Raw genomic sequence first — 19,485 nt, forward strand, 5'->3', positions numbered from 1 at the left:
GGTTAGCATGCATAGTACTGTTACTGCGATTATAGACGATCTTTCGAGTGTTATATTTGGTAAACAACAACAAATAAAACTGGCACTTACATGCTTATTTAGCGAAGGGCATTTACTCATTGAAGATTTGCCTGGCATGGGAAAAACCACTCTTTCTCATGCATTGTCAGCTGTGTTAGGTTTATCGTATCAGCGTATACAATTTACCAGTGATCTTCTGCCTGCTGATATTTTGGGTACTAATGTGTTTAACTCTACCGAGCACAGTTTTACGTTTCATAAAGGCCCTATTTTTAGCCAAGTTGTTTTAGCTGATGAAATAAACCGCGCAGGTCCCAAAACACAAAGTGCGTTGCTTGAAGCAATGGAAGAGCAACAAGTAACAGTTGATGGAAAAAAATATACGCTGCCAAATCCATTTTTTGTGATAGCAACACAAAACCCGCTTTACCAATCAGGTACCTACCCGTTACCTGAGTCGCAATTAGACCGTTTTTTAATGCGTATTAGCTTAGGTTTTCCACCTAAAGAAGCCGAAAAACGCTTAATTTTGAATATGCAAAAACGAGATTACAGTCAGTTACCTAGGCGTATTAACCAACAAGAGTTAGCTGCAATTCAAACCCAGATAAGCCAAATTACTTTAAGTAGCCCGGTTATTGACTACATTATAGAGCTTGTTAATTACACACGCACAAGCAACGCTTTTGCATCATCATTATCACCTCGTGCTAGTATGGCTCTGGCTAAAGCGGCTAGGTCGTGGGCCTTTATTGATGGTCGTGATTTTGTAATGCCAGAAGATGTTCAAGCCGTATTTGCAAGTGTGTGTCAGCATCGATTAGGTTTGCATAACGAGTCAGGTGAAGCGCAAGTAAACGATATTTTAAAAAACGTATTAGTTCCGGTATAAACTTTTATGCCAAAAAAAACAGCTAAGCACCCTTCTTTATTTAAGTCATTTAAGCAAAGTGTATTTAATAAGTTATTAAAAAATAAACATTTAAAAAACTCAATTACACTTGAACACAGAACAATTTATGTATTGCCATCATCCCTTGGTTGGTACTTTGTAATTGTGGCTATTTTAAACTTTGTAATGGGCATTAATTATCAAAATAATTTAATTTTGATAATGTCTTATCTTATGTTTGTGGTGATGATTATTGCTGTATTAATGGGCTACAGTAACGCTAAAGGCTTAACGGTTAAATTTAAAGATGCATTTAACAGCTACGCACCTCAAAAACCGAGTATTGTATTTGAATTACAAAGCCCTTCAGTAACCCAATCTATTAATTTAACATATCAAGGTAGTGAGCAAACTCACAAACATACCGACGAAGTTGATAGTAAACCTCAGTTACTTACACTCAACTTACCCTACAGCTCACGCGGTAAGTACTCAGTGCAACGTATTAAAATAGCGAGTAACTACCCCTTTGGCTTAATAACTGTTTGGAGCTACATTCAATTACAAACAGGTGTTTTTGTATACCCGTCGCTTGAACAAGTACACAGTGATGCGCATGTTTCTGTGCTTGATGAGCAAGCCGATAAAGGTATTTCTACACAATCTGGTAGCGAAGAGTTTGAGTCGTTAATCCCACATTTACCAGAGATGGGCTTGCAAAGAGTATCGTGGAAGCATTACGCAAAAACACAGCAGTTGTTAGTAAAAGAGTTTGTAGACTTTAAAACAGCGAATGCGCTCTTCGATTTTACGTTAATGAATGGGGATACAGAACAACGTTTAAGCCAGTTATGCTTTTTAGTGTGTGAAGCAACCGAAAAAAACACCCCTTTTATGTTAAAACTACCGAGTAAAACAATAAATACAAATACCGGACAGCAACATAAGCAGCAGTGTTTAGCGTTATTGTGCTCATTTAATGGTGGTGAGTAATGGATATAATTAAAAACGAAAAAGTAATAAATTATTCACTGTCTTTTATATATTCATGTTTAATTGTATTTTTTGTACCACATTTACCGCTTGTTTTTGTTGGTGTACTTACACTCATTTGTGCATGGAACTTTTACATAACGCTGAGTAATAAACCAAAGCCAAATGCTTGGCTGGCAAACATACTCGCAGGTGTGTCATTAGGTTTAATGCTCTACACAATAGGCATGTCGGATACGGTTATTTTATTTGTGGCCATGCTGCTACTTGCTAGTTTATTTAAGCTGCTGCAGGCTAAAACCAAAAAACACTATCATGTAATTACAACGCTTACGTTTTTTTCACTCTCATCAGTGTATTTATTTAACCAAAGCATCTTAACGACTTTAGCTGTGAGTGGTTTATACATATTAAACTTTGCAGTACTTGGCTTACTCGAATCCAAACATAATTTAAAAATAGCCTCTAAGCAAAGTGGTAAATTACTACTTTTAGCGCTTCCTTTAGCTGTCTTTTTACTGCTTTTTTTACCAAAAATGCCCGCCTTTTGGCAGCTTCCCGGGCCTAAGCTTGCAAAAAAAGGGCTTTCTGAACAAGTCGATCCTTTCGATATTGCAAAGCTTTCAAATTCTGACGAGCTTGTGTTTAGAGCTAAATTTAACGAAGAAAAACCTGTAGCGCCTTATTATTGGCGAGCAATAGTCCATGATGAGTTTAATGGTAATGCGTGGCTTACGTCTGACTTTTTAAAATATAATAATGTAAAAACAAATACGCAGAGCGAAAATGATGAGCAACTTATTGCAAGCTACTCAGTTATTACAGAGCCTGCTACACAAAAATGGATCTATGGTTTAGCCTACTCCAATAGTAACTCACAAAATGTTGAAGGTAATTCGCTAGGTTTATTGCGTAAAAAAAGTCGCCAAGCTAAAAACTTACAATACGATGTAAATAGCTTTAACTTCACAGCTTTACCGCTTGGCGAATTTGAAGAAAAACGCTACAAATACCTCGCTTATAAAAAGAATGTAAAAACATCATCACTTGCTAAAAACTTAAAGCAAAATACACACTCTGACCGCGATTTTTACAATAGCTTATTACGATACTTTGCAGGTACGGGATTTACTTATACATTAACACCCACTCCTATGAGCGGCGATAACACGATTGACCAATTTTTATTTGAAAACCAACGTGGATTTTGTGGTCATTATGCAAGCGCCGCTGCGTACATTTTTAGAACCGCAGGTATACCCGCTCGATTAGTAAGTGGTTATTTAGGCGGTGAATTAAACCAAGATAATAATACGCTAACAGTTCGCCAGTACGATGCGCATGCGTGGGTGGAAGTATATTTACAAAACGAAGGTTGGGTTATTTTTGATGCAACCGCTGTTGTCGCACCGGATCGATTAAATGGCTCACTTTCGCAAAACGAAGAGCTGAATGATGAATTTAAAAGTAATCTTGATTTTGGTTTAGTGAGTTTAAGTAATTTTCCCGCTATTAATTGGTTAAGGTTGGAACTTGAAAATCTCGATTATCAATGGTCTAGCTGGGTACTTGGTTTTGACGAAGAAAAACAAAATGATTTTTTAAAATCAATTTTTGGTAGTAAAAATATTTGGCTTGTACCATTAATGGTTTTATTAACAGCTGGCTTTTGTTTTGTAGGTTATTTTGTTTATTTAAACTTACCAAAACGCCCGGCTAAACTAGCACCTATGGTAAAAGAGTTTTATGAAGTAAAAGCATGGGCACAAAAACAAAAAGTAAATATACCTGATAATTTAACGCCTAGTCAGCAGTTACATTTTTTTGCTGACAAATTCCCTCGTTCTGCACAATCTATAAACACATTTAGTCAGTTATTTAACCAAATACGCTATGGTAAAAAACCTTTTACGAAAGAGCGTAAAACTCAGGCTAAAGATCTGATAAAATTAATTAAAATTTCCAAATAGAGAATACTATGAATGCTGTTGTTATAGGCGTTATTTTAATGCTCGGGCTATCTCTGGCTCGCGTTAACGTCATTGTTGCCATGATCATAAGTGCTTTAGTTGCTGGTTTAACCGCAGGCTTGGGTATAAAAGAAAGTGTTGATGCATTTAATTCTGGCCTTTCTGCCGGAGCTGAAATTGCACTAAGTTATGCCATGCTTGGTGCATTTGCCGTTGCTATTTCTAAGTCGGGTTTAACACGCATTCTCGCTGATAAGTTACTTATTAAAGTAAATGCTAAAGGCAGCGGTAATGAAACGTTTTTAAGTTACTTCATTTTATTAATTATTTTAGGTTGTGCGATTTCTTCGCAAAACTTAGTACCTGTACACATAGCGTTTATTCCTATTTTAATCCCACCGTTACTCGTTGTTTTTAATCAATTAAGGTTAGACAGGCGTGCTATAGCGTGTATTTTAACATTTGGATTAGCAACCTCTTATATGGTGCTGCCTTATGGTTTTGGTGGTATTTACTTGTATTCTATTTTGCATAAAAATTTAGTCGATAACGGCTTAGATATTGTAAATACACAAGTCCCTATGGCGATGATAATTCCTGCATTAGGTATGTTTATTGGATTACTTATTGCGGTATTTATTACCTACAAAAAACGTCGCGAATACACAGAGCAGCCATTAACAACTGTGAGTAAATCGGCTGAGGTAGAAAATCCTAAAAAAGTAATGATTGTAGGGCTATGTGCGGTACTTGCCTCACTTGTTGCACAAAACCTAAGTGGCTCAATGATTTTAGGCGGTTTAGTGGGTGTAATGATATTTAGTGTATTTGGTGTAGTTAAGTGGGAAGAAAACGGCGACGTATTTAGTAAAGGCGTTGCGATGATGGCGATGATTGGCTTTATTATGATATCGGCACAAGGCTTTGCATCAGTTATGCAGGCCACTGGGGACGTAGCGAGCTTAGTACACAGCGCAGCCGCCCTTTTTGATGGTAATAAACCTTTGGCCGCCGGTGTTATTTTGTTAGTCGGGTTATTAATTACAATGGGAATTGGTAGCTCGTTTTCAACAGTGCCTATTATTGCAACTTTGTTTGTTCCTTTGTGTTTAGACCTCGGGTTTTCTGTTATGGCTACCGCTGCACTTGTTGGTACTGCAGGCGCTTTAGGTGATGCAGGCTCCCCTGCTTCAGACTCAACACTTGGCCCAACATCAGGTTTAAATGCCGATGGCCAGCACGACCATATTAGAGACTCTGTTATTCCAACATTTATTCACTTTAACATTCCACTGCTGATATTTGGCTGGATTGCAGCAATGGTGCTTTAAGTAGTATGTATGCATATAAGTATTCGTAAATTTAATTAAAAGCTGAAGATAACCAAAAAGGTATGTTAAAAGCATACCTTTTTTGCTTCTAACAATTCTTATCCCTATCAATTACTCCTCTATTTTGATTACTTTATTAGTCAATATTAACTGAGCTGTTGAGATTACATTTAATAAATATTTAGTATGATGTGTTCTTTATGGTTTTCTATATAAGCACCAATTAAGGTGCTTATATAAATTTACTTTACCGCATATTTAAAGCTTTAAATTAATCAAAACCATAAATCATTTTGTCGCATACTACCGGAGTCGGTCTGTGGTTATCATCGACTGCAACAAACGTAAAGCTACCACTAATGGCAGAGTGCTTATCATCTCTGTGCATAGTTTCTAATAATATATCTACGTCAACTTTTAAGCTGGTGTTACCTACATGCACTACTTTAGCTATTAACTCTGCAAAAGTACCTGCTGGTATGGCCTCTTTAAAGTCGACTCTATCTGAAGATATAGTTACCAAAGGCTTACGGCAAAAACGAGTCGCTGCTATAAATGCCACTTCATCCATCCACGCCAGTGCATCACCACCAAATAAAGTATTGTGATGATTAGTACGCCCAGGAAACACGGTCTTAGTTACCGATGTGGTTGAGTCTTCAATACGCTGAGCAATTATTGCATCGCGATTTACGTCAGTCATAATCTCTACTTTTTGTTTGCTAATGTATCTTGCATTAGTAATGCAGGATCAAGGCGTTCGCCTTTCCAGTTAAAACGCCAATCTAGGTGAGGACCCGTTACACGCCCTGTTGCACCAATTTCAGCCACTTTGTTACCTTGCTTAATTTTGTCACCCACTTTTACATCAAGCTTACTTAAATGAATGTAAGTTGAGGTAATACCATGGCCATGATCAATAATTAATGTACCACCTGAGTAGTATAAATCAGGTTCAGAAAATACCACGGTACCACTAATTGGCGCGTAAACAGGAGAACCTGTTTTATTAGCAATGTCTAAGCCAAAGTGCGGACGACGAGGCTCACCATTAAAATAGCGCTGACTGCCGTAAACACCCGATATACGCCCTTCTGCAGGCTTTAACACAGGGTCTAAAAAGTACAGTAAATCAGAGTCTACTTCTCTCGCTTTACGAACAGCAACTGCTTCGCGGCTTATACGTGCACTGACTTCTTTTGCCGGTGAAACATACTTCTTAGCCACGCCGGTAATTTTATCAATTTCATATTCACGCTTAGTTATGGCTAGCGGCTGAGAATGCGATTTACCCGTGTTATCTACCCATTTTAAAGTATGAGTCGTTTCAGCGTCACGCCCAAAACCAAATACAAAGTCACCATTTGGCGAAAGTTTTAAGCTTTTACCATCTAAGCTTACTGATTTAGCGTTTTCTAGCTTTCCAGTAACTAAACCGCCTTGTGTTAAATGCCCTTTTAACTCAAGCGCCATAGCACTAAAGCTAGCAGAGGCAACAAGCGCTGTTGCTAAAAATGTTTTAAACATAACTAATCGATCCTTTTCCAACACCTTCATAAGCGGTCACTTTCACTGCTTTTTCTGGATATTGAGCTTTAATTTGGCCAGCTACATGTTCAGCAATACATTCTACAGTGGTATCTACTGGTAAAATGTCGCAACGGGATTCGCTAATAGCCATTTCAAAATAGCCTTGTGCCGACGTATAAGCAAAACATACATCACCCGCTTTGGCTGTTATGTGTTTTAAATCAGGTGCGTTAATTTGATCTTCACTGGTGGCTAAGTAAATATCTTCCCACTTTTGAGACCATTCTTTTTGCAAGCGCGGCATAGAGATGCCATCTAGGCTAATACCAATTTGAGAACGATGCCCATGAATAATACGTTGGCAATTACCGTCATGCTTTTTAAGGCCATGGCTGTAATGATAGTAAAAGCTTTGGCTGTGCTCAGGCTTAAGAGACAACTCAATTTTTTCAATGTTATCTGGTAGCTTCGGTAAAATAGTCGCAATTAAAAATTCAGTAACCGATTCAACCGTTACTTCGTCTGCGTTAATCATGCAATAAGCTTGATGAGGAGCACTCATAGCTAAGTGGTTGTTTTCACCAAATGTACAGTCGAGTGTTTTATGCTCGTTAAATTCAGATACAGTGCCATTAAGGCCTGTAGGAATTGCTAAACGGTGATCAATACACTCATCTATAATGCCTTTAATTTGCTTTTTAACTAAACCAAAGTCTAAAACCATAGACTCTTCGTTAAGTTTACCGTGCAAAGTTAAATCAACAATCCAGCTCTCGCCAACGGCGCCGCGTTTGTTACATAAGTAAGAAAAATCAATCACAGTTAGTGAGTTAACAAAAAGGATCATAAACTTCCTTTAGACTGGTTATAAGACAGCGTTAATTATAATGATTTCTGATTGTAATTGCGCGGTTTTATAGTGCAAAAACCAATCGTGTTGATTGATTGATGATTTAATATGCAATATTTTGATTTTTTAACTGCTCCGAGTTGTTTAGCGTACAAGTGTACGCTAAAGTACTTGGCTATTTCTAAGCGAAGATAAGTGTTATGGAACCTAAAAATAGCTATACAAAAGAAGATTTGATCCTGTGTGGTCAAGGTGAAATGTTTGGTGAAGGCAACTGCCGTTTACCAAGTGACAACATGTTAATGATGGACCGCATTACCTCTATTACTGCTGATGGCGGAATTCATGGTAAAGGTGAAATTGTTGCTGAGCTTGATATTGACCCTAGCCTGTGGTTTTTCGATTGCCATTTTAAAGGCGACCCAGTAATGCCAGGTTGTTTAGGATTAGATGCTATGTGGCAACTAGTTGGCTTTTACTTAGGTTGGTCTGGTGGCCCTGGTCTTGGTCGTGCGCTAGGTGTGGGTGAAGTTAAATTTACTGGCCAAATTTTACCAACTAATAAAAAAGTAACTTACCGTCTTGTAATGAAACGCGTAATTAAACGTAAATTGTTTATGGGCGTTGCCGATGGTACTGTAGAAGTAGATGGCCGAGTAATCTACGAAGCAAAAGATTTAAAAGTGGGCTTGTTCCAAGACACTAGTGCATTTTAATTTTTAAACGCACAAACAAAAAGGCCTCCAATGCGGAGGCCTTTTTGCTTAAATTCGATTATTGATTTTAGGTTTTGTACATGTTGCGGTTTTCAATCGCTTCACGCCAACCTCCTAACCACTCTGATTTTGGATCTACTTGTTGATAAGGGCATAGCTCTTTTGAGCGACCTGCTAAACCTGCTTTAAAACCTTGAGAATGAGCTCTTTCTAAACGATCTCTTTTCTGTCTCTTCATCGGTAATATCCTCACCTTTTTATTTATATATTGTGTAGCATTAGTGAAATCTACATTTAATGAATAGTTAATAAAAATGTAAAATTCAAATTGTAAAAGCAATTAAATTGTTTGACTTTAACTAAGCTGCTGATGCAAAAATGAATTAACATTTAAAAAAGTAAGTGGTCATACAACATTTAATTTGACCGGTTCGTAATAACAAATTGGCGATTTAATAATCGCTAAAAAGCACTTGTGTGCTTTAATTGTGACCGACTAATATTGACTAAGTTCCAAACAAAAATGTAATCGTGACACTTTTATTTCATTAATCTTAAATTAGTAGCCCGCCCCTAAATTTGAACTATTTTTAAACAATTTAAGTTTATACTTGATTATTTAAAGTCGATCGGTCTAATATGAGTTCATGAACAAAAACACATCAACACCAATACGCCGTGGTCGCCCACCTAAAATAGCCAGAGAAAACGCCGATACAAAAGCGTTACTTATTCGCACGGGCCTAGAAACCCTAACTGAATTTGGTTTTAGCGCCACGGGGCTCGATACTATTTTAAAAAAAGCGGCTGTACCTAAAGGCTCTTTTTATCATTACTTTAAAAGTAAAGAAGCCTACGGTATTGCGTTAGTTGATGCATACGACAGTTATTTTATTGCCAAGCTTACCCATTACCTACAGCAAGAAGATGTCCCCCCACTTGAGCGAATCGTTAATTTTACTCAAAGCGCAATTAAAGGGATGAAAAAATACGATTACAAACGTGGCTGTTTAGTCGGTAACTTAAATCAAGAGCTTAATCATTTAAGTGACGAGTTTAAAACCAGATTAATGCAAAGCTACACCGCTTGGCAAAACCATGTAGAGGTTTGCTTAAACCAAGCTAAGCAACAAGGCACTATTGCAAGCCATGTAAATACAAAATTGATGAGTGAGTACTTTTGGATTGGCTGGGAAGGTGCTGTTATGCGCGCCAAGCTCACAAAATCAAATACTCCACTTACTTTGTATACAGAAATGTTTTTACGCGCATTATTAACCTAATGCGTTTTTATTTACCAATTAAAAGACGATCGGTCTAAAAGGATATCCCATGAGTAACCCAATTAAAGCCATTGTTATTAATAAAGAAGATAATAACTATAGCGCTTCATTATCAACTATCGAAAATAGTGATTTACCAAACGAAAACGTATCTATCGACGTGCTATACAGCACACTTAACTATAAAGATGGTTTAGCAATTACTGGCAAAAGCCCCGTTGTACGCAGTTTTCCTATGGTGCCAGGTATTGATTTAGTGGGTACGGTTACAAAATCCACCAGCGATGAATTTAAAAACGGCGATAACGTAATATTAAATGGCTTTGGTGTAGGTGAAAAACATTGGGGCGGGCTTGCTCAAAAAGCAGCACTTAATAGCGATTGGTTAATCCCCTTGCCTTCAGGTATTTCACCAAAACAAGCAATGCAAATAGGCACTGCGGGTTATACCGCCATGCTAAGTGTTATAGCACTTCAAAAACAAGGTATTACGCCTGAATCTGGCGAAATACTGGTAACTGGTGCTAATGGTGGCGTAGGCAGCTTTGCTATTTATTTACTAAACCAACTTGGGTTTAACGTAACAGCGGCAACGGGTCGATTAGATCAAAGTGAGTATTTAAAAGAGTTAGGCGCTTCACAAATAATTGACCGAAATGAGCTTTCAAACCCGGGTAAGCCTTTGCAAAAAGAGCGATTTGCAGCGGCAATAGATTCAGTAGGTAGCCATACACTTGCCAATATTTGTGCATCATTAAAATATGGTGGCGTAGTAACCGCCTGCGGACTTGCACAAGGTATGGATTTACCAGCATCGGTGGCACCCTTTATATTACGTGGTGTATCTCTTATAGGAATTGATAGCGTAATGCGCCCTAAAGCCGACAGAATTGAAGCATGGGATCGTTTAGCTAAATTAGTAAGCGCTGATTATTTAGATAAAATTTCGACAGAAATATCACTCGAACACGTAATCGATAACGCAGAGCAACTTATGGAAGGTAAAATTCGTGGTCGTGTTGTAGTTAATTGCCAAAGTTAATTAAATAATAAGCCACATAGTAATATGTGGCTTAAACGTTTAACTAGGCACCGAATGCAGCTAATTTTTCAGCTAATTCTGTTTTAGTAATCAAACCCATTTCTTCTTGCTTTTTAAGCTTGCGAATGTTGTCAAAGTTATCTAGTTTTAAACGTGCTTTAGCTAACTTTTCTTCCATTTCTTCTTTAGATAAAACATCAAGTTTTACTGCTTTTTCTAACTTCTCTTTTTCTTGATCATATTCTTTTTGAAAAATTGCTTTTTCTTGAATTATAATTTGATCTTTTATTTTCTTTTCGATTTCAATGGCTTCATCTTCAAGCTCAATCTTTTTCTCTAAAAGAGGTTCTATTCTTGATAAAGGCTCTTGTAAAGCAACTTCAACATTTTCACCTTGGTTAGCTAAAAGGTTCTCAACATATTTTTTACCAATATCTTTGTAACCAATATTAAGCTGACCTTCAATTGAAGTGATTTCTGAACGAATCGATGAAAGTTTTGCGTTTTCTTTTGCTGAAGTAGCAATATCACTACTTAGTTTTGATGTAGAGTCACTAATATTTGAGCCAATAGTGCTTGCTTGAGTTTTGATCTTATTAAAAAGTCCCATTTCGTAATATTCCTTAATCTTTAATACTATAAATTGGCATCTTGCCGTATTTTATAAAGCTTTTTAATATTACCGATTATTTAAACACGTGTAAATTTTATCTTTCAATTCATTGTATGTGTAGATTTTAGAGTATCAAAACTTATAGATAAAACTTATAATGCAATTTGTATTTTAATAATGAGGCAACACCTATGAGCAACCAAGAACTTTTCAGTAATAACCCACTGCAAGGCGTAAAATTAGAACAAGTGGTTGAAGAGCTGGTTGAACAATACGGGTGGGAACTCCTACACGCTTATTTACAACTTAACTGCTTTAAAAATAATCCTGATGTTAAGTCTGCGGTTAAATTTTTACGTAAAACACAATGGGCACAAGAAAAAGTAGATAACTTTTACCTTTATCGTCTTAAAAACTTACCTAAGCCTGATGATGTTCAATACGAACTACCACCACGAGATCGTGTGATCCCAGCTGATCATAAACCGGGTGAGCCGTGTGAGCTTAGTTTTGTTGATGCTAAACGTATTGTAGAGAAAAAAGAATCTAAGCAACGTGCTCGCGATCGTAAGCAGCGTTCTAATTCTAGTAACCCTTGGGGTAATTAAAAACTTACTAATTTAAGGTTGAAGAGCTGTTTATAAATAGCTCTTCGACTATTTTCTCATTAACTTCAATTATATCCGCGTTACATAGCCAATAAATAACAATTAATATCCTCGGCTTCTCCAAAAATCTGTTTCAGTGCGCTGCGCCTCTAATGCCACATTAAAAGTTTCATCAGCAATGATTTTTCCATTTAGTTCAATCGTCATTCGCCAATCACCCAATTTATTTTCTATTGGCAGCCAAAGTGTATCGCCTAAATAAAAGTTCCAATCACTGTTTTTAACGTATACATCGCCTTCAAAAGGGTCCATCACATCACCGTTACTACCTGGAATATCAGGATGGTAAATACAATAATGAAGCTTTTCGCCTTTACCTTTTTTGATATTTACGATTAAGCCAAACTCAATATCTACCTCAGCTATTACATTTGTTGTAAATTGCTCTATTTGTGGCAACGTTTTACTTTCACTATCCCACTTAGAGTAAATGCCGTGGCTTTGAAGCGTCACTACAGGTTTTATTTTAGCCATTTAGGTAGCCTTTTATATTAGCTATTTTGGCATTAGTTTAACTTTTTGAAATTTTAAAATAAAACACATTCTCATAAAGTTAAATCTCAACTTAGCTTTAATACTTCGTCTATTTACATAATTGCTAATTTGTCATCATTGTTTACACACTATTTGCACAATTGCTGATTATTGTTTAAGTAACTTAATTGATCAGGTAGGCAGCAATGAAACAATACGCACTTAATAATAAAAATCGAAATAGGATAAATGCTTTAAAGCTCACTTCTCTTGCTTTAATTGTTTCATCGTTAGTTGCATGTGGTGGTGGAGAAGGCATAGCTGATAGCTCAGCAACTACAGAAAGCTCATCACAAACCACTTCAGATAACGGCACAGGTACCAGCAGTTCAACCCAAAGTGTACTTTGTGAATATAGCTACAGTGAATATAACGAGTCAGAGTCAGTACAAGCCACCAGCGCTGCAGATTGGTCATGCACAGGAACTACACGCGACTTAGTAGCTAATGGCATACCCGATCACGAAGTAGGCACATTCCCTAATGCTGATAACCCAAATACTATTTCTGAGCAATCAGTAAATGAAAGCTACACACTTGAGCCTATAGAAACAACACAAGCAACCATGCTTGGTGGTCCTCGTGGAATGATAGGCGTTGTACTTAATGGCATTAAAATAGACGCAGGCACAGGCGGAAGTTGTGATGATTCTGGCACCGATTGCGATTTAGGCGACAATAGCGGCAACTGGAATATAGAAGCCCTAAGCCAAGACACGTTTAGTTTTGGAACAGACGACAACAATGCACATGTACAACCCGATGGCACATATCACTATCATGGTATGCCAGAAGGCTTTGTAGCAATGCGAGGTGGCAATAGCACCACTATGACTCTAATAGGCTGGGCAGCAGATGGCTTTCCTATATATGCACGTTACGGCTATTCAGACTCAAGTGATGCAACTTCAGCCCTAACCGCAATGACCGGTAGCTACCAACACATAACAACCGTAAGCGCAAACCGCCCTTCTACCGATATATACCCATTAGGTACATTTGCACAAGATTGGGAATACGTAGCAGGCTCTGGTGATTTAGATGAATGTAATGGCCGCGTTGGTGTAACGCCTGAGTTTCCTGATGGGATATACCACTACTACGCAACAGACACTTACCCGTTTTTTCAACGCTGTGTTAAAGGCGAAGTTTAGTTAGGAGTAAGCTATGCCTTATATAAAAAGAGGTCTACTGAGTATGACTACTTTGGGTTTGTTGATTATGCCAAATTTAGCAAACGCGCATTTAATGGTTGCAGAGCACGGAACGCTGAATTTTGTTGATAGTAACGTGTTTATTGTGCTTTCAATCCCTATGTCGGCTTTTAAAGGGGTTGATGAAGATAAAGATGGCAAAGTATCAATAGTTGAGTTTAATGCTCATAAAAAACAAATAAGTAAGCGAGTTAAAAAGAACGTTTATTTAGCAGATCATCAGTATAAATTTATTATTGACGGACTTTTGCTAAACCCAGAAGCGTCGCATACACATAAAAGCGACAATATAGACCAAGTAACCATTACTGGGCGCTACTCTCTGGCGAGTAAACTAACTAAAGTTAACTTTAACGTTAAGCTATTTAGTAACAATGAGCACAAGCAGCATTATCAAATAACAGCGATTAATAAAACGCAAAAACTTACTCATCAATTTGAGCTAACACCAACGTCACCCTTTAGTAAGGTGTTTTAATAATTAGTAATACTTACCTAATAATTAAGTGACAAAGAGTACAAGTTAAACAAACTTATGCTCTTTTTTTATCTTTGTCTTTTCATTCAGCACTCTTAATTTAAGTACTTTCTATAAAGATACAAGCTTAGGATTTTTAGGAAAGTAATGCTCTTGTTGCTGCTCACATAAACTAAACTCACGGGTGTTTTTATATGGGAGTTTCATAAAGCCCGCAACACCAACGTCCGTAATATTTACCGCGTATTGCATTAGTTTATTTAGCAAACGTTTAAACTCAACCTCTTTGCTCGAATCGAGTAAGCGGTAGTAATGGTGAATCTTCATTCTATCCGGCAGTGCTTCAAAAATAATACACCCCGTATGATGAATTTGGTTAAGCTCAAATACGCACTTAATAACTTTTTTAGGTAGCTGTAGTTGCTCGTCAGGGTCTTTACCATCTTCAAAGTATGAATGTGGGCGGGTTATGTCGTTTGCCTTCATGCTTACAACTTCGTATTCAAGCTCTGGTAGGCTATCAAACTTAAATGCACCCGTGCCATCTCGCTCTAGTTGAATGGTTTTACGGGCATCAAACAAACAACACTTAAATAACCCTTTTTGATTAATCGCTTGCGCAAGCATCACCGTGTTATTAATTGCATCACTAAAGGCATCACCCAATGATTCGTCATGCATAATTAAAGACGATTCAACAAACATCGACTCATCCTTCCAATGAAAACTAAGCCCACCAACAACAGGGTACTTAGCTAATCGGCTTATTGATGCTAAAAATGCTTTTTCGTTATCGCCTGTATCAAACAAAAACTCTTTATAATAACGGTCAAGTTGCGCGTCGTTTATATCTAGTAATTGCTGATTATGATCGGCCTGGCGTAAAAACTGTTTTCGTGAACTATATACCACCGTGTCGGGCTGCTCGGCCTTGCCATACCAAAAAGGGATATCTGCTTTTTTTTGTTTTTTATCAAGCTCAGGTAAATACGCTTTAGCCATAGTTGTAATGTTACGCATAAAGTAATCACCGGCACCATCACGTTGTGCCTTACTTTTAGATAGCATGCCATCAATCACTTTAGCCAGTTCTTTTGGGAGCCCTAAGCTGCTTGCAGGGATGGCTTGCGCACCAAAGCGACACGACTGCGCCGACGCTAGCGCATACAACGTAGCGGCTACACCTTGTTCGTCAAATCGTGGGGATGACTGCTCCCCCGACATTTGTGCTTCACCAATAAAGTACACATCGCCCATACGCGCATTAGTTGTACTTAAATCGCCCGACATTAAATCCATAAAGTTACTCGCAACAGGGTTACCATCGCTATCGAGCTGTGCATACACAGAGCTTCCCCAATCCACTAACGACAGCGCATCAGTGTTTGCATCCCATACAAGGTTTGAAGGCTTTATATCGCCATGCACTATAGGTTGTGGGCTAACGCCATTTTTATGGCTACGTAAATCAACCAACACATTACGTAACCTAACAGCTAGCGTCATTATTTGCGCGGCACTAAAGCGCCCTGTTTTAAGCGATACTTTTTCAAGGTCCTCTCCAATGGCGCGCGCCATCATTAAAATCCCTTGTTTTTTAATTCGCTCAAAAGCATAAAAGGTAGGCACTAAGGGGTTATTAATTTGCGAAAGCATATACGCTTCGTCTTCTAAGCGGTCGCGTACACTTTGGGCAAGCGTAATACGCGAAAACTTAAATACCCAAGGTAAGCCATTATCGTCATCACCTGCAAACACAAAACCAAAAGCACCCGAGCCAATCATTTCAACGTTTTTGTAGCCCAGCAGTGTTAACTGCTTAATACAAATATTAAGCCACTGGCGGTGTTTTTTAGCATCGCGGTGCGAAAGCAAATAAACAGATTGCTCTTCGTTGATATAAAAGTTGCGGATTTCTTTGGCTTTCAATACGGGTACTCAAATTTATAAAACTAACTAATTATTAGTTTTATATAATGAGATTACAATAGGTTAAATAGGAGTTTTGAAATCGTTGAATAAAACAGCGCTAAAGTAGCGCCAGAACAGTAAATTTAAGTGTAAACGTTAAAGCTCAAAGCAAGCTTTTTACAATGCACTGTATATAAATACAGTGCATTGCTTTTTACTAACTTTCAATAACACGAAGCTGCTTAATTGATGACACAGCTATGTGCGTTTGATAATAATATTTATTAGTGACTCTACCACGGCTCATAAAATCGATAGTTACTCGTTTAGCTTCGCCTGTTACTTCTATTGTTTTATCAATAAAAAAGGTGTCTGCTGGTTGTCCGTATTTACTTTGAAGCTCTGCTACCACATTAGGCTGTATTGATACCGTAATTGAACGCCTGTCGCGATAATCAGTTTCTGTATTTAAATACAACCAACTCCCCTGAGCTCCCGCCGCTTTAATATGAAACTGGTAAGTGCCAGCAACACCCTTTGGTGCACTTTGCTCAGTTAAAGCGATAAGGTTCATATTTGCAGCCGTACTTTGGCTCATTTCAATTTTATGGGGAACAGAACTACATGCACTAAGCGTTAGCACACTTAGTAAGGCTAGATATTTCAAGACACAATTTCCTTGTTTCTTACACCAATTCGCATAATTAAGTGATCTATTTTGAGGCAAGAAAACCGTGTTGATAACAAAGAAAAAATTTCGTTATTTAGTTGTTCTATATCAAAAATTTTTAATGCCGTTAGCGATTTAATCTCTTAAATTGATTAACTATTATTGCGAATTGGTATTATGCATTATTAAAAATATGTAGCGTTAATGATACCACTATATGCAGCTATGTTTCTATAATCTATCCAAACAATTAGTTAGCGGATATTAAGGCGCATTTCGCTGAAAAGGATCTGTTTTAAAGCTTTTTAGCAAACTTTGTGGGTCAACCACCTCGGTATGCTCTTTAGCAGCCTGCGCCCACCATATTAGTTGGCCAAACGTGCGTGAGAAATAATTAAACCACGATGATTGACTCTCTCCTGCAACAGGTTTGCCATCCTCACTAAACACATCTTGCGCATTTGGCACGTGGATCATCGCCGATACCGGCAAACAGCCAAGTTCAGATAAAAAAGTACGCATGCTAATGGCCGCTCTTACGCCACCCCACTGTCCTGCTGAGTAAGTTACTATTGCACTTGGTTTATACGAAAATAGTGAGCTACCAAAATGATTAAGTAAGTCAGCGAGGGCTGGACTCATGCTGTGATTGTACTCAGGGCTAATCATTATATAACCATCTGCGGCTTTAATTTTTTCAGCTAAAAGAGTGAGCTCTGTAGGTGCATTACTTTTAGCGTATGCAAAATGTGGTTTAAATACGTTTTCGCTAGGAAAATCCAACGTATCAATTAGCTCAAACTCATGACTGCCAAAATGCTCTGTTAAGCATTCTATACAAGCCCTAGAAACCCTTAAGCCCAAGCGAGCTGGTTTTGGTGGAGTGCTATCGCGTACTGTGCCTAAAAATACTAAAAACTTCATATGTAATTCTCAACTTTTTTAAACGATAGCTAAACACTAACATTTTTTAGTTATTGTGTATTACACATACGCATAGTTTATTGATTCAAAGCATAATAATAATTAAATTTAAAACTGAAATTTAGCAACAACCGCGCCGTTAAACATACTTTATCGTGTGTTAAATTCACTCGCTTGCATACTTTTTACACATTTGGCCAGTAATATGCCACAGTATAAGTACGCCAAAACCTATACCGAAAAGGATACAAGTAATGGGCTTAAAAAATTATAGCGCATGTGCAATCATTGTTACCGCAACAGCTTTAACTCTAAGTGGCTGCAACGACTCATCTACTAACAAAAATACCGAGCAAGTCAGTAGCCCACTTAGTGAGCCGCAAAAAGCGAATCAATCAATAAAGCTATCTATGTTCAAACAAGGGGCTTTTATTACAGAGCCTAAAATTGTTGATTGTGAAACCCAGCAAGGTACTAAAACAACCTGTTATGAGTTTACTACATCAGGTGCACCCGCAGGCAGAGAGCCTGGCCCATTTTGCCCTCGCAGCACAACAGACGGAGCTGATGTATCAGGTACTTGGTTTGATAAACAAGGTAAAGGAGAGCTAGTCGACTTAACTGGCGACTTTATTCTTAAGCTAGATGAATACTACGGCGATGAAAAATGGGTGTTGTATGACGCAAAAACAAATAAAGTTCGTTATACAGCAACAAAAGAATCTTGCTCAGGTGCCGCACGCCCAGATGTAGAAGAACAATACAAACAAAATTGTATTGAATGCAAGCTATCTTATTTAGAAGATAACTTTTCGCTTACGTATTTAATTCCGACTACACCAATAGTGAGTAAAAAATCCAGCCGATTACATACCGTGGGCTTAGCGCTTGATGGTACTGAACTTTCAGGCCCTGCACCTATAAATGCTATTTTGGGCAGTTATACAATTGCAGCATTTGACGACTGCGGTGGGCATATTAACCTGCACCAAGGTTATCACTATCATTCAACAACAGGATGTACCAATTCAGCTCCAAATACTGACGGACACGCCCCTTTAATAGGTTATGCCGTTGACGGTTACGGTATTTACGCAATGAAAGATGCACAAGGCAATGAAGAGTCACTCGACGAATGCCGTGGTATAACAGATGAAACCAGAGGCTATCATTATCATGCTGCCAGCCCGAGCGAAAACTTGTTTATTGGCTGCCTTCATGGTGAGTCTGTAAGAGCAGCTGGTGGCCCGCCGCCAGGCAATAAACCACCACCAAAGCATTGAGAAAATTATGACTATTAAATATAAGTTACTGTTTGTTTTACTTGCTCCTTCATTATTACTTTTAAGTGTTTATGCGGCAGCACATTCTCAGCCACTTAATCAAATAGCAGTGAAAGCATGCTTTGAAAAGCAAAAGTCACAATCGTGTCAGTATCAGGGTGGGCATAACGACTTATATATAGGAAGCTGCCAATATATGGCTGATGACTTAATGTGTGTTCGTAATCAACCCATTCAAAAAGTTGATAACAAAGAAAGTAAAACGAATAACAGCAATGACAGCCACGAACATCAAAATAAGCAGCATAAGTAGTTTTAAGAGTTAAGAGTTGTGGGTTTTGTATTATACCAATTCGCTTAATTAAGTGATCTATTTTGAGGGTAGAAAAACGTGTTGATAGCTAGGCAAAAAATTCGCTATTTAGTTGTTCTCGGCAATTGCTCCTGCATTGCTCTACCTTCTGCATCTATGCAGTCGTAAATCAAAGTTTTTTAACACAGGTAGCGACACGTTTAGCCCCGCAAAATGATTAAGTATTATTGCGGATTGGTATTAGGTGCA

The 19,485-nt window shown here is 37.9% G+C and carries 21 protein-coding genes; 12 read left to right on the forward strand and 9 right to left on the reverse strand.

Translation table 11 applies throughout. The features are described from left to right. Nucleotides 1-7: 7 nt before the first annotated feature. Genes I6F40_RS14660 through I6F40_RS14675 form a run of 4 tightly spaced genes read left to right on the forward strand, consistent with a single transcriptional unit; the run spans nucleotide 8 to nucleotide 5,207 of the window. Nucleotides 8-913: an AAA family ATPase gene (locus I6F40_RS14660; RefSeq protein ID WP_166378921.1), complete on the forward strand. Its 906-nt coding sequence runs from the start codon at nucleotides 8-10 to the stop codon at nucleotides 911-913. A 6-nt stretch (nucleotides 914-919) separates the two neighbouring features. Continuing rightward, on the forward strand, nucleotides 920-1,906 hold the full coding sequence (locus I6F40_RS14665; RefSeq protein WP_166378923.1) for a DUF58 domain-containing protein: 987 nt from the start codon (nucleotides 920-922) through the stop codon (nucleotides 1,904-1,906). Continuing rightward, nucleotides 1,906-3,876, forward strand: a complete 1,971-nt coding sequence (locus tag I6F40_RS14670) for a transglutaminase family protein (protein ID WP_197193140.1) — start codon at nucleotides 1,906-1,908, stop codon at nucleotides 3,874-3,876. Before I6F40_RS14665 ends, I6F40_RS14670 begins: the two co-directional genes overlap by 1 nt. An 8-nt stretch (nucleotides 3,877-3,884) precedes the next feature. After that, nucleotides 3,885-5,207 carry a Na+/H+ antiporter family protein gene (locus I6F40_RS14675; protein WP_166378927.1) on the forward strand — a complete coding sequence of 441 codons (1,323 nt, stop codon included), beginning with the start codon at nucleotides 3,885-3,887 and terminating at the stop codon, nucleotides 5,205-5,207. Nucleotides 5,208-5,478: 271 nt separating this feature from the next. On the opposite strand, the gene I6F40_RS14680 is transcribed toward I6F40_RS14675, so the two are convergent. The 3 genes from I6F40_RS14680 to I6F40_RS14690 are packed head-to-tail and all read right to left on the reverse strand — an operon-like array spanning nucleotide 5,479 to nucleotide 7,584. Further along, nucleotides 5,479-5,910: an acyl-CoA thioesterase gene (locus I6F40_RS14680; RefSeq protein WP_007582749.1), complete on the reverse strand. Its 432-nt coding sequence runs from the start codon at nucleotides 5,908-5,910 to the stop codon at nucleotides 5,479-5,481. A gap of 5 nt (nucleotides 5,911-5,915) precedes the next feature. Further along, on the reverse strand, nucleotides 5,916-6,734 hold the full coding sequence (locus I6F40_RS14685) for a M23 family metallopeptidase (RefSeq protein WP_166378929.1): 819 nt from the start codon (nucleotides 6,732-6,734) through the stop codon (nucleotides 5,916-5,918). Beyond that, nucleotides 6,727-7,584 carry a 6-carboxytetrahydropterin synthase gene (locus I6F40_RS14690; RefSeq protein ID WP_166378931.1) on the reverse strand — a complete coding sequence of 286 codons (858 nt, stop codon included), beginning with the start codon at nucleotides 7,582-7,584 and terminating at the stop codon, nucleotides 6,727-6,729. The genes I6F40_RS14685 and I6F40_RS14690 overlap by 8 nt, the downstream gene beginning before the upstream one ends. Before the next feature lie 203 nt (nucleotides 7,585-7,787). Here I6F40_RS14690 and fabA point away from each other — a divergent pair, with 203 nt between their 5' ends. Further along, complete coding sequence (fabA, locus tag I6F40_RS14695) at nucleotides 7,788-8,303, forward strand: bifunctional 3-hydroxydecanoyl-ACP dehydratase/trans-2-decenoyl-ACP isomerase (RefSeq protein ID WP_007582756.1); 516 nt, start codon at nucleotides 7,788-7,790, stop codon at nucleotides 8,301-8,303. Between the two features lie 67 nt (nucleotides 8,304-8,370). Here fabA and rmf read toward each other — a convergent pair whose 3' ends face one another. Beyond that, the gene (gene rmf / locus I6F40_RS14700) at nucleotides 8,371-8,541 is read right to left on the reverse strand and encodes a ribosome modulation factor (RefSeq protein WP_002960897.1); all 171 of its coding nucleotides are present in this window, start codon (nucleotides 8,539-8,541) and stop codon (nucleotides 8,371-8,373) included. A gap of 409 nt (nucleotides 8,542-8,950) precedes the next feature. Here rmf and acuR point away from each other — a divergent pair, with 409 nt between their 5' ends. Both acuR and acuI read left to right on the forward strand, forming a co-directional pair. Further along, a complete protein-coding gene (gene acuR, locus I6F40_RS14705) occupies nucleotides 8,951-9,586 on the forward strand; it encodes an acrylate utilization transcriptional regulator AcuR (protein WP_007582758.1) in 636 nt (211 codons plus the stop codon). Between the two features lie 49 nt (nucleotides 9,587-9,635). After that, the gene (gene acuI, locus I6F40_RS14710; protein ID WP_197193141.1) at nucleotides 9,636-10,628 is read left to right on the forward strand and encodes an acrylyl-CoA reductase (NADPH); all 993 of its coding nucleotides are present in this window, start codon (nucleotides 9,636-9,638) and stop codon (nucleotides 10,626-10,628) included. 43 nt (nucleotides 10,629-10,671) lie between these two features. Here acuI and I6F40_RS14715 read toward each other — a convergent pair whose 3' ends face one another. Next, on the reverse strand, nucleotides 10,672-11,238 hold the full coding sequence (locus I6F40_RS14715) for a hypothetical protein (RefSeq protein WP_007582760.1): 567 nt from the start codon (nucleotides 11,236-11,238) through the stop codon (nucleotides 10,672-10,674). Between the two features lie 194 nt (nucleotides 11,239-11,432). On the opposite strand from I6F40_RS14715, the gene I6F40_RS14720 reads away from it, so the two are divergent. Next, entirely contained in the window at nucleotides 11,433-11,849 is a 417-nt protein-coding gene (locus I6F40_RS14720) for a VF530 family DNA-binding protein (protein ID WP_007582761.1), read from the forward strand. Nucleotides 11,850-11,951: 102 nt separating this feature from the next. On the opposite strand, the gene I6F40_RS14725 is transcribed toward I6F40_RS14720, so the two are convergent. Beyond that, nucleotides 11,952-12,383, reverse strand: coding sequence for a DUF3859 domain-containing protein (locus I6F40_RS14725; RefSeq protein ID WP_197193142.1), 432 nt, complete (start codon nucleotides 12,381-12,383; stop codon nucleotides 11,952-11,954). A 206-nt stretch (nucleotides 12,384-12,589) separates the two neighbouring features. Between I6F40_RS14725 and I6F40_RS14730 the strand changes: the two genes are divergently transcribed. Further along, nucleotides 12,590-13,597: a YHYH protein gene (locus tag I6F40_RS14730; RefSeq protein ID WP_197193143.1), complete on the forward strand. Its 1,008-nt coding sequence runs from the start codon at nucleotides 12,590-12,592 to the stop codon at nucleotides 13,595-13,597. 13 nt (nucleotides 13,598-13,610) lie between these two features. Further along, nucleotides 13,611-14,135 carry a hypothetical protein gene (locus I6F40_RS14735; protein WP_197193144.1) on the forward strand — a complete coding sequence of 175 codons (525 nt, stop codon included), beginning with the start codon at nucleotides 13,611-13,613 and terminating at the stop codon, nucleotides 14,133-14,135. Nucleotides 14,136-14,246: 111 nt separating this feature from the next. On the opposite strand, the gene I6F40_RS14740 is transcribed toward I6F40_RS14735, so the two are convergent. From I6F40_RS14740 to I6F40_RS14750, 3 genes are all read right to left on the reverse strand, one after another. Then, complete coding sequence (locus I6F40_RS14740; protein WP_197193145.1) at nucleotides 14,247-16,064, reverse strand: protein kinase domain-containing protein; 1,818 nt, start codon at nucleotides 16,062-16,064, stop codon at nucleotides 14,247-14,249. 199 nt (nucleotides 16,065-16,263) lie between these two features. Further along, entirely contained in the window at nucleotides 16,264-16,713 is a 450-nt protein-coding gene (locus I6F40_RS14745) for a hypothetical protein (protein WP_007582766.1), read from the reverse strand. A gap of 267 nt (nucleotides 16,714-16,980) precedes the next feature. Further along, a complete protein-coding gene (locus I6F40_RS14750; RefSeq protein WP_197193146.1) occupies nucleotides 16,981-17,640 on the reverse strand; it encodes an NADPH-dependent FMN reductase in 660 nt (219 codons plus the stop codon). Nucleotides 17,641-17,894: 254 nt separating this feature from the next. Between I6F40_RS14750 and I6F40_RS14755 the strand changes: the two genes are divergently transcribed. Together I6F40_RS14755 and I6F40_RS14760 are read left to right on the forward strand one after the other, a co-directional pair. Beyond that, the gene (locus I6F40_RS14755; RefSeq protein ID WP_197193147.1) at nucleotides 17,895-18,923 is read left to right on the forward strand and encodes a YHYH protein; all 1,029 of its coding nucleotides are present in this window, start codon (nucleotides 17,895-17,897) and stop codon (nucleotides 18,921-18,923) included. A 7-nt stretch (nucleotides 18,924-18,930) separates the two neighbouring features. After that, nucleotides 18,931-19,236: a hypothetical protein gene (locus I6F40_RS14760; RefSeq protein ID WP_149592387.1), complete on the forward strand. Its 306-nt coding sequence runs from the start codon at nucleotides 18,931-18,933 to the stop codon at nucleotides 19,234-19,236. The last annotated feature ends 249 nt before the right edge of the window (nucleotides 19,237-19,485 follow it).

The organism is Pseudoalteromonas sp. SWXJ133, from assembly GCF_015864365.1.
GTDB classification, from domain to species: domain Bacteria; phylum Pseudomonadota; class Gammaproteobacteria; order Enterobacterales; family Alteromonadaceae; genus Pseudoalteromonas; species Pseudoalteromonas arctica.

What these genes read in the sequence shown, in the direction of transcription:
- I6F40_RS14670 (WP_197193140.1), top strand. Translation starts at nt 1,906, where the DNA reads ATGGATATAATTAAAAACGAAAAAGTAATAAATTATTCACTGTCTTTT.
- I6F40_RS14690 (WP_166378931.1), bottom strand. Translation starts at nt 7,584, where the DNA reads ATGATCCTTTTTGTTAACTCACTAACTGTGATTGATTTTTCTTACTTA.
- I6F40_RS14750 (WP_197193146.1), bottom strand. Translation starts at nt 17,640, where the DNA reads ATGAAGTTTTTAGTATTTTTAGGCACAGTACGCGATAGCACTCCACCA.
- I6F40_RS14725 (WP_197193142.1), bottom strand. Translation starts at nt 12,383, where the DNA reads ATGGCTAAAATAAAACCTGTAGTGACGCTTCAAAGCCACGGCATTTAC.
- rmf (WP_002960897.1), bottom strand. Translation starts at nt 8,541, where the DNA reads ATGAAGAGACAGAAAAGAGATCGTTTAGAAAGAGCTCATTCTCAAGGT.
- I6F40_RS14675 (WP_166378927.1), top strand. Translation starts at nt 3,885, where the DNA reads ATGAATGCTGTTGTTATAGGCGTTATTTTAATGCTCGGGCTATCTCTG.
- I6F40_RS14685 (WP_166378929.1), bottom strand. Translation starts at nt 6,734, where the DNA reads ATGTTTAAAACATTTTTAGCAACAGCGCTTGTTGCCTCTGCTAGCTTT.
- I6F40_RS14760 (WP_149592387.1), top strand. Translation starts at nt 18,931, where the DNA reads ATGACTATTAAATATAAGTTACTGTTTGTTTTACTTGCTCCTTCATTA.
- I6F40_RS14730 (WP_197193143.1), top strand. Translation starts at nt 12,590, where the DNA reads ATGAAACAATACGCACTTAATAATAAAAATCGAAATAGGATAAATGCT.
- I6F40_RS14660 (WP_166378921.1), top strand. Translation starts at nt 8, where the DNA reads ATGCATAGTACTGTTACTGCGATTATAGACGATCTTTCGAGTGTTATA.
- fabA (WP_007582756.1), top strand. Translation starts at nt 7,788, where the DNA reads ATGGAACCTAAAAATAGCTATACAAAAGAAGATTTGATCCTGTGTGGT.
- I6F40_RS14665 (WP_166378923.1), top strand. Translation starts at nt 920, where the DNA reads ATGCCAAAAAAAACAGCTAAGCACCCTTCTTTATTTAAGTCATTTAAG.
- I6F40_RS14715 (WP_007582760.1), bottom strand. Translation starts at nt 11,238, where the DNA reads ATGGGACTTTTTAATAAGATCAAAACTCAAGCAAGCACTATTGGCTCA.
- acuR (WP_007582758.1), top strand. Translation starts at nt 8,951, where the DNA reads ATGAACAAAAACACATCAACACCAATACGCCGTGGTCGCCCACCTAAA.
- I6F40_RS14735 (WP_197193144.1), top strand. Translation starts at nt 13,611, where the DNA reads ATGCCTTATATAAAAAGAGGTCTACTGAGTATGACTACTTTGGGTTTG.
- I6F40_RS14720 (WP_007582761.1), top strand. Translation starts at nt 11,433, where the DNA reads ATGAGCAACCAAGAACTTTTCAGTAATAACCCACTGCAAGGCGTAAAA.
- acuI (WP_197193141.1), top strand. Translation starts at nt 9,636, where the DNA reads ATGAGTAACCCAATTAAAGCCATTGTTATTAATAAAGAAGATAATAAC.
- I6F40_RS14755 (WP_197193147.1), top strand. Translation starts at nt 17,895, where the DNA reads ATGGGCTTAAAAAATTATAGCGCATGTGCAATCATTGTTACCGCAACA.
- I6F40_RS14680 (WP_007582749.1), bottom strand. Translation starts at nt 5,910, where the DNA reads ATGACTGACGTAAATCGCGATGCAATAATTGCTCAGCGTATTGAAGAC.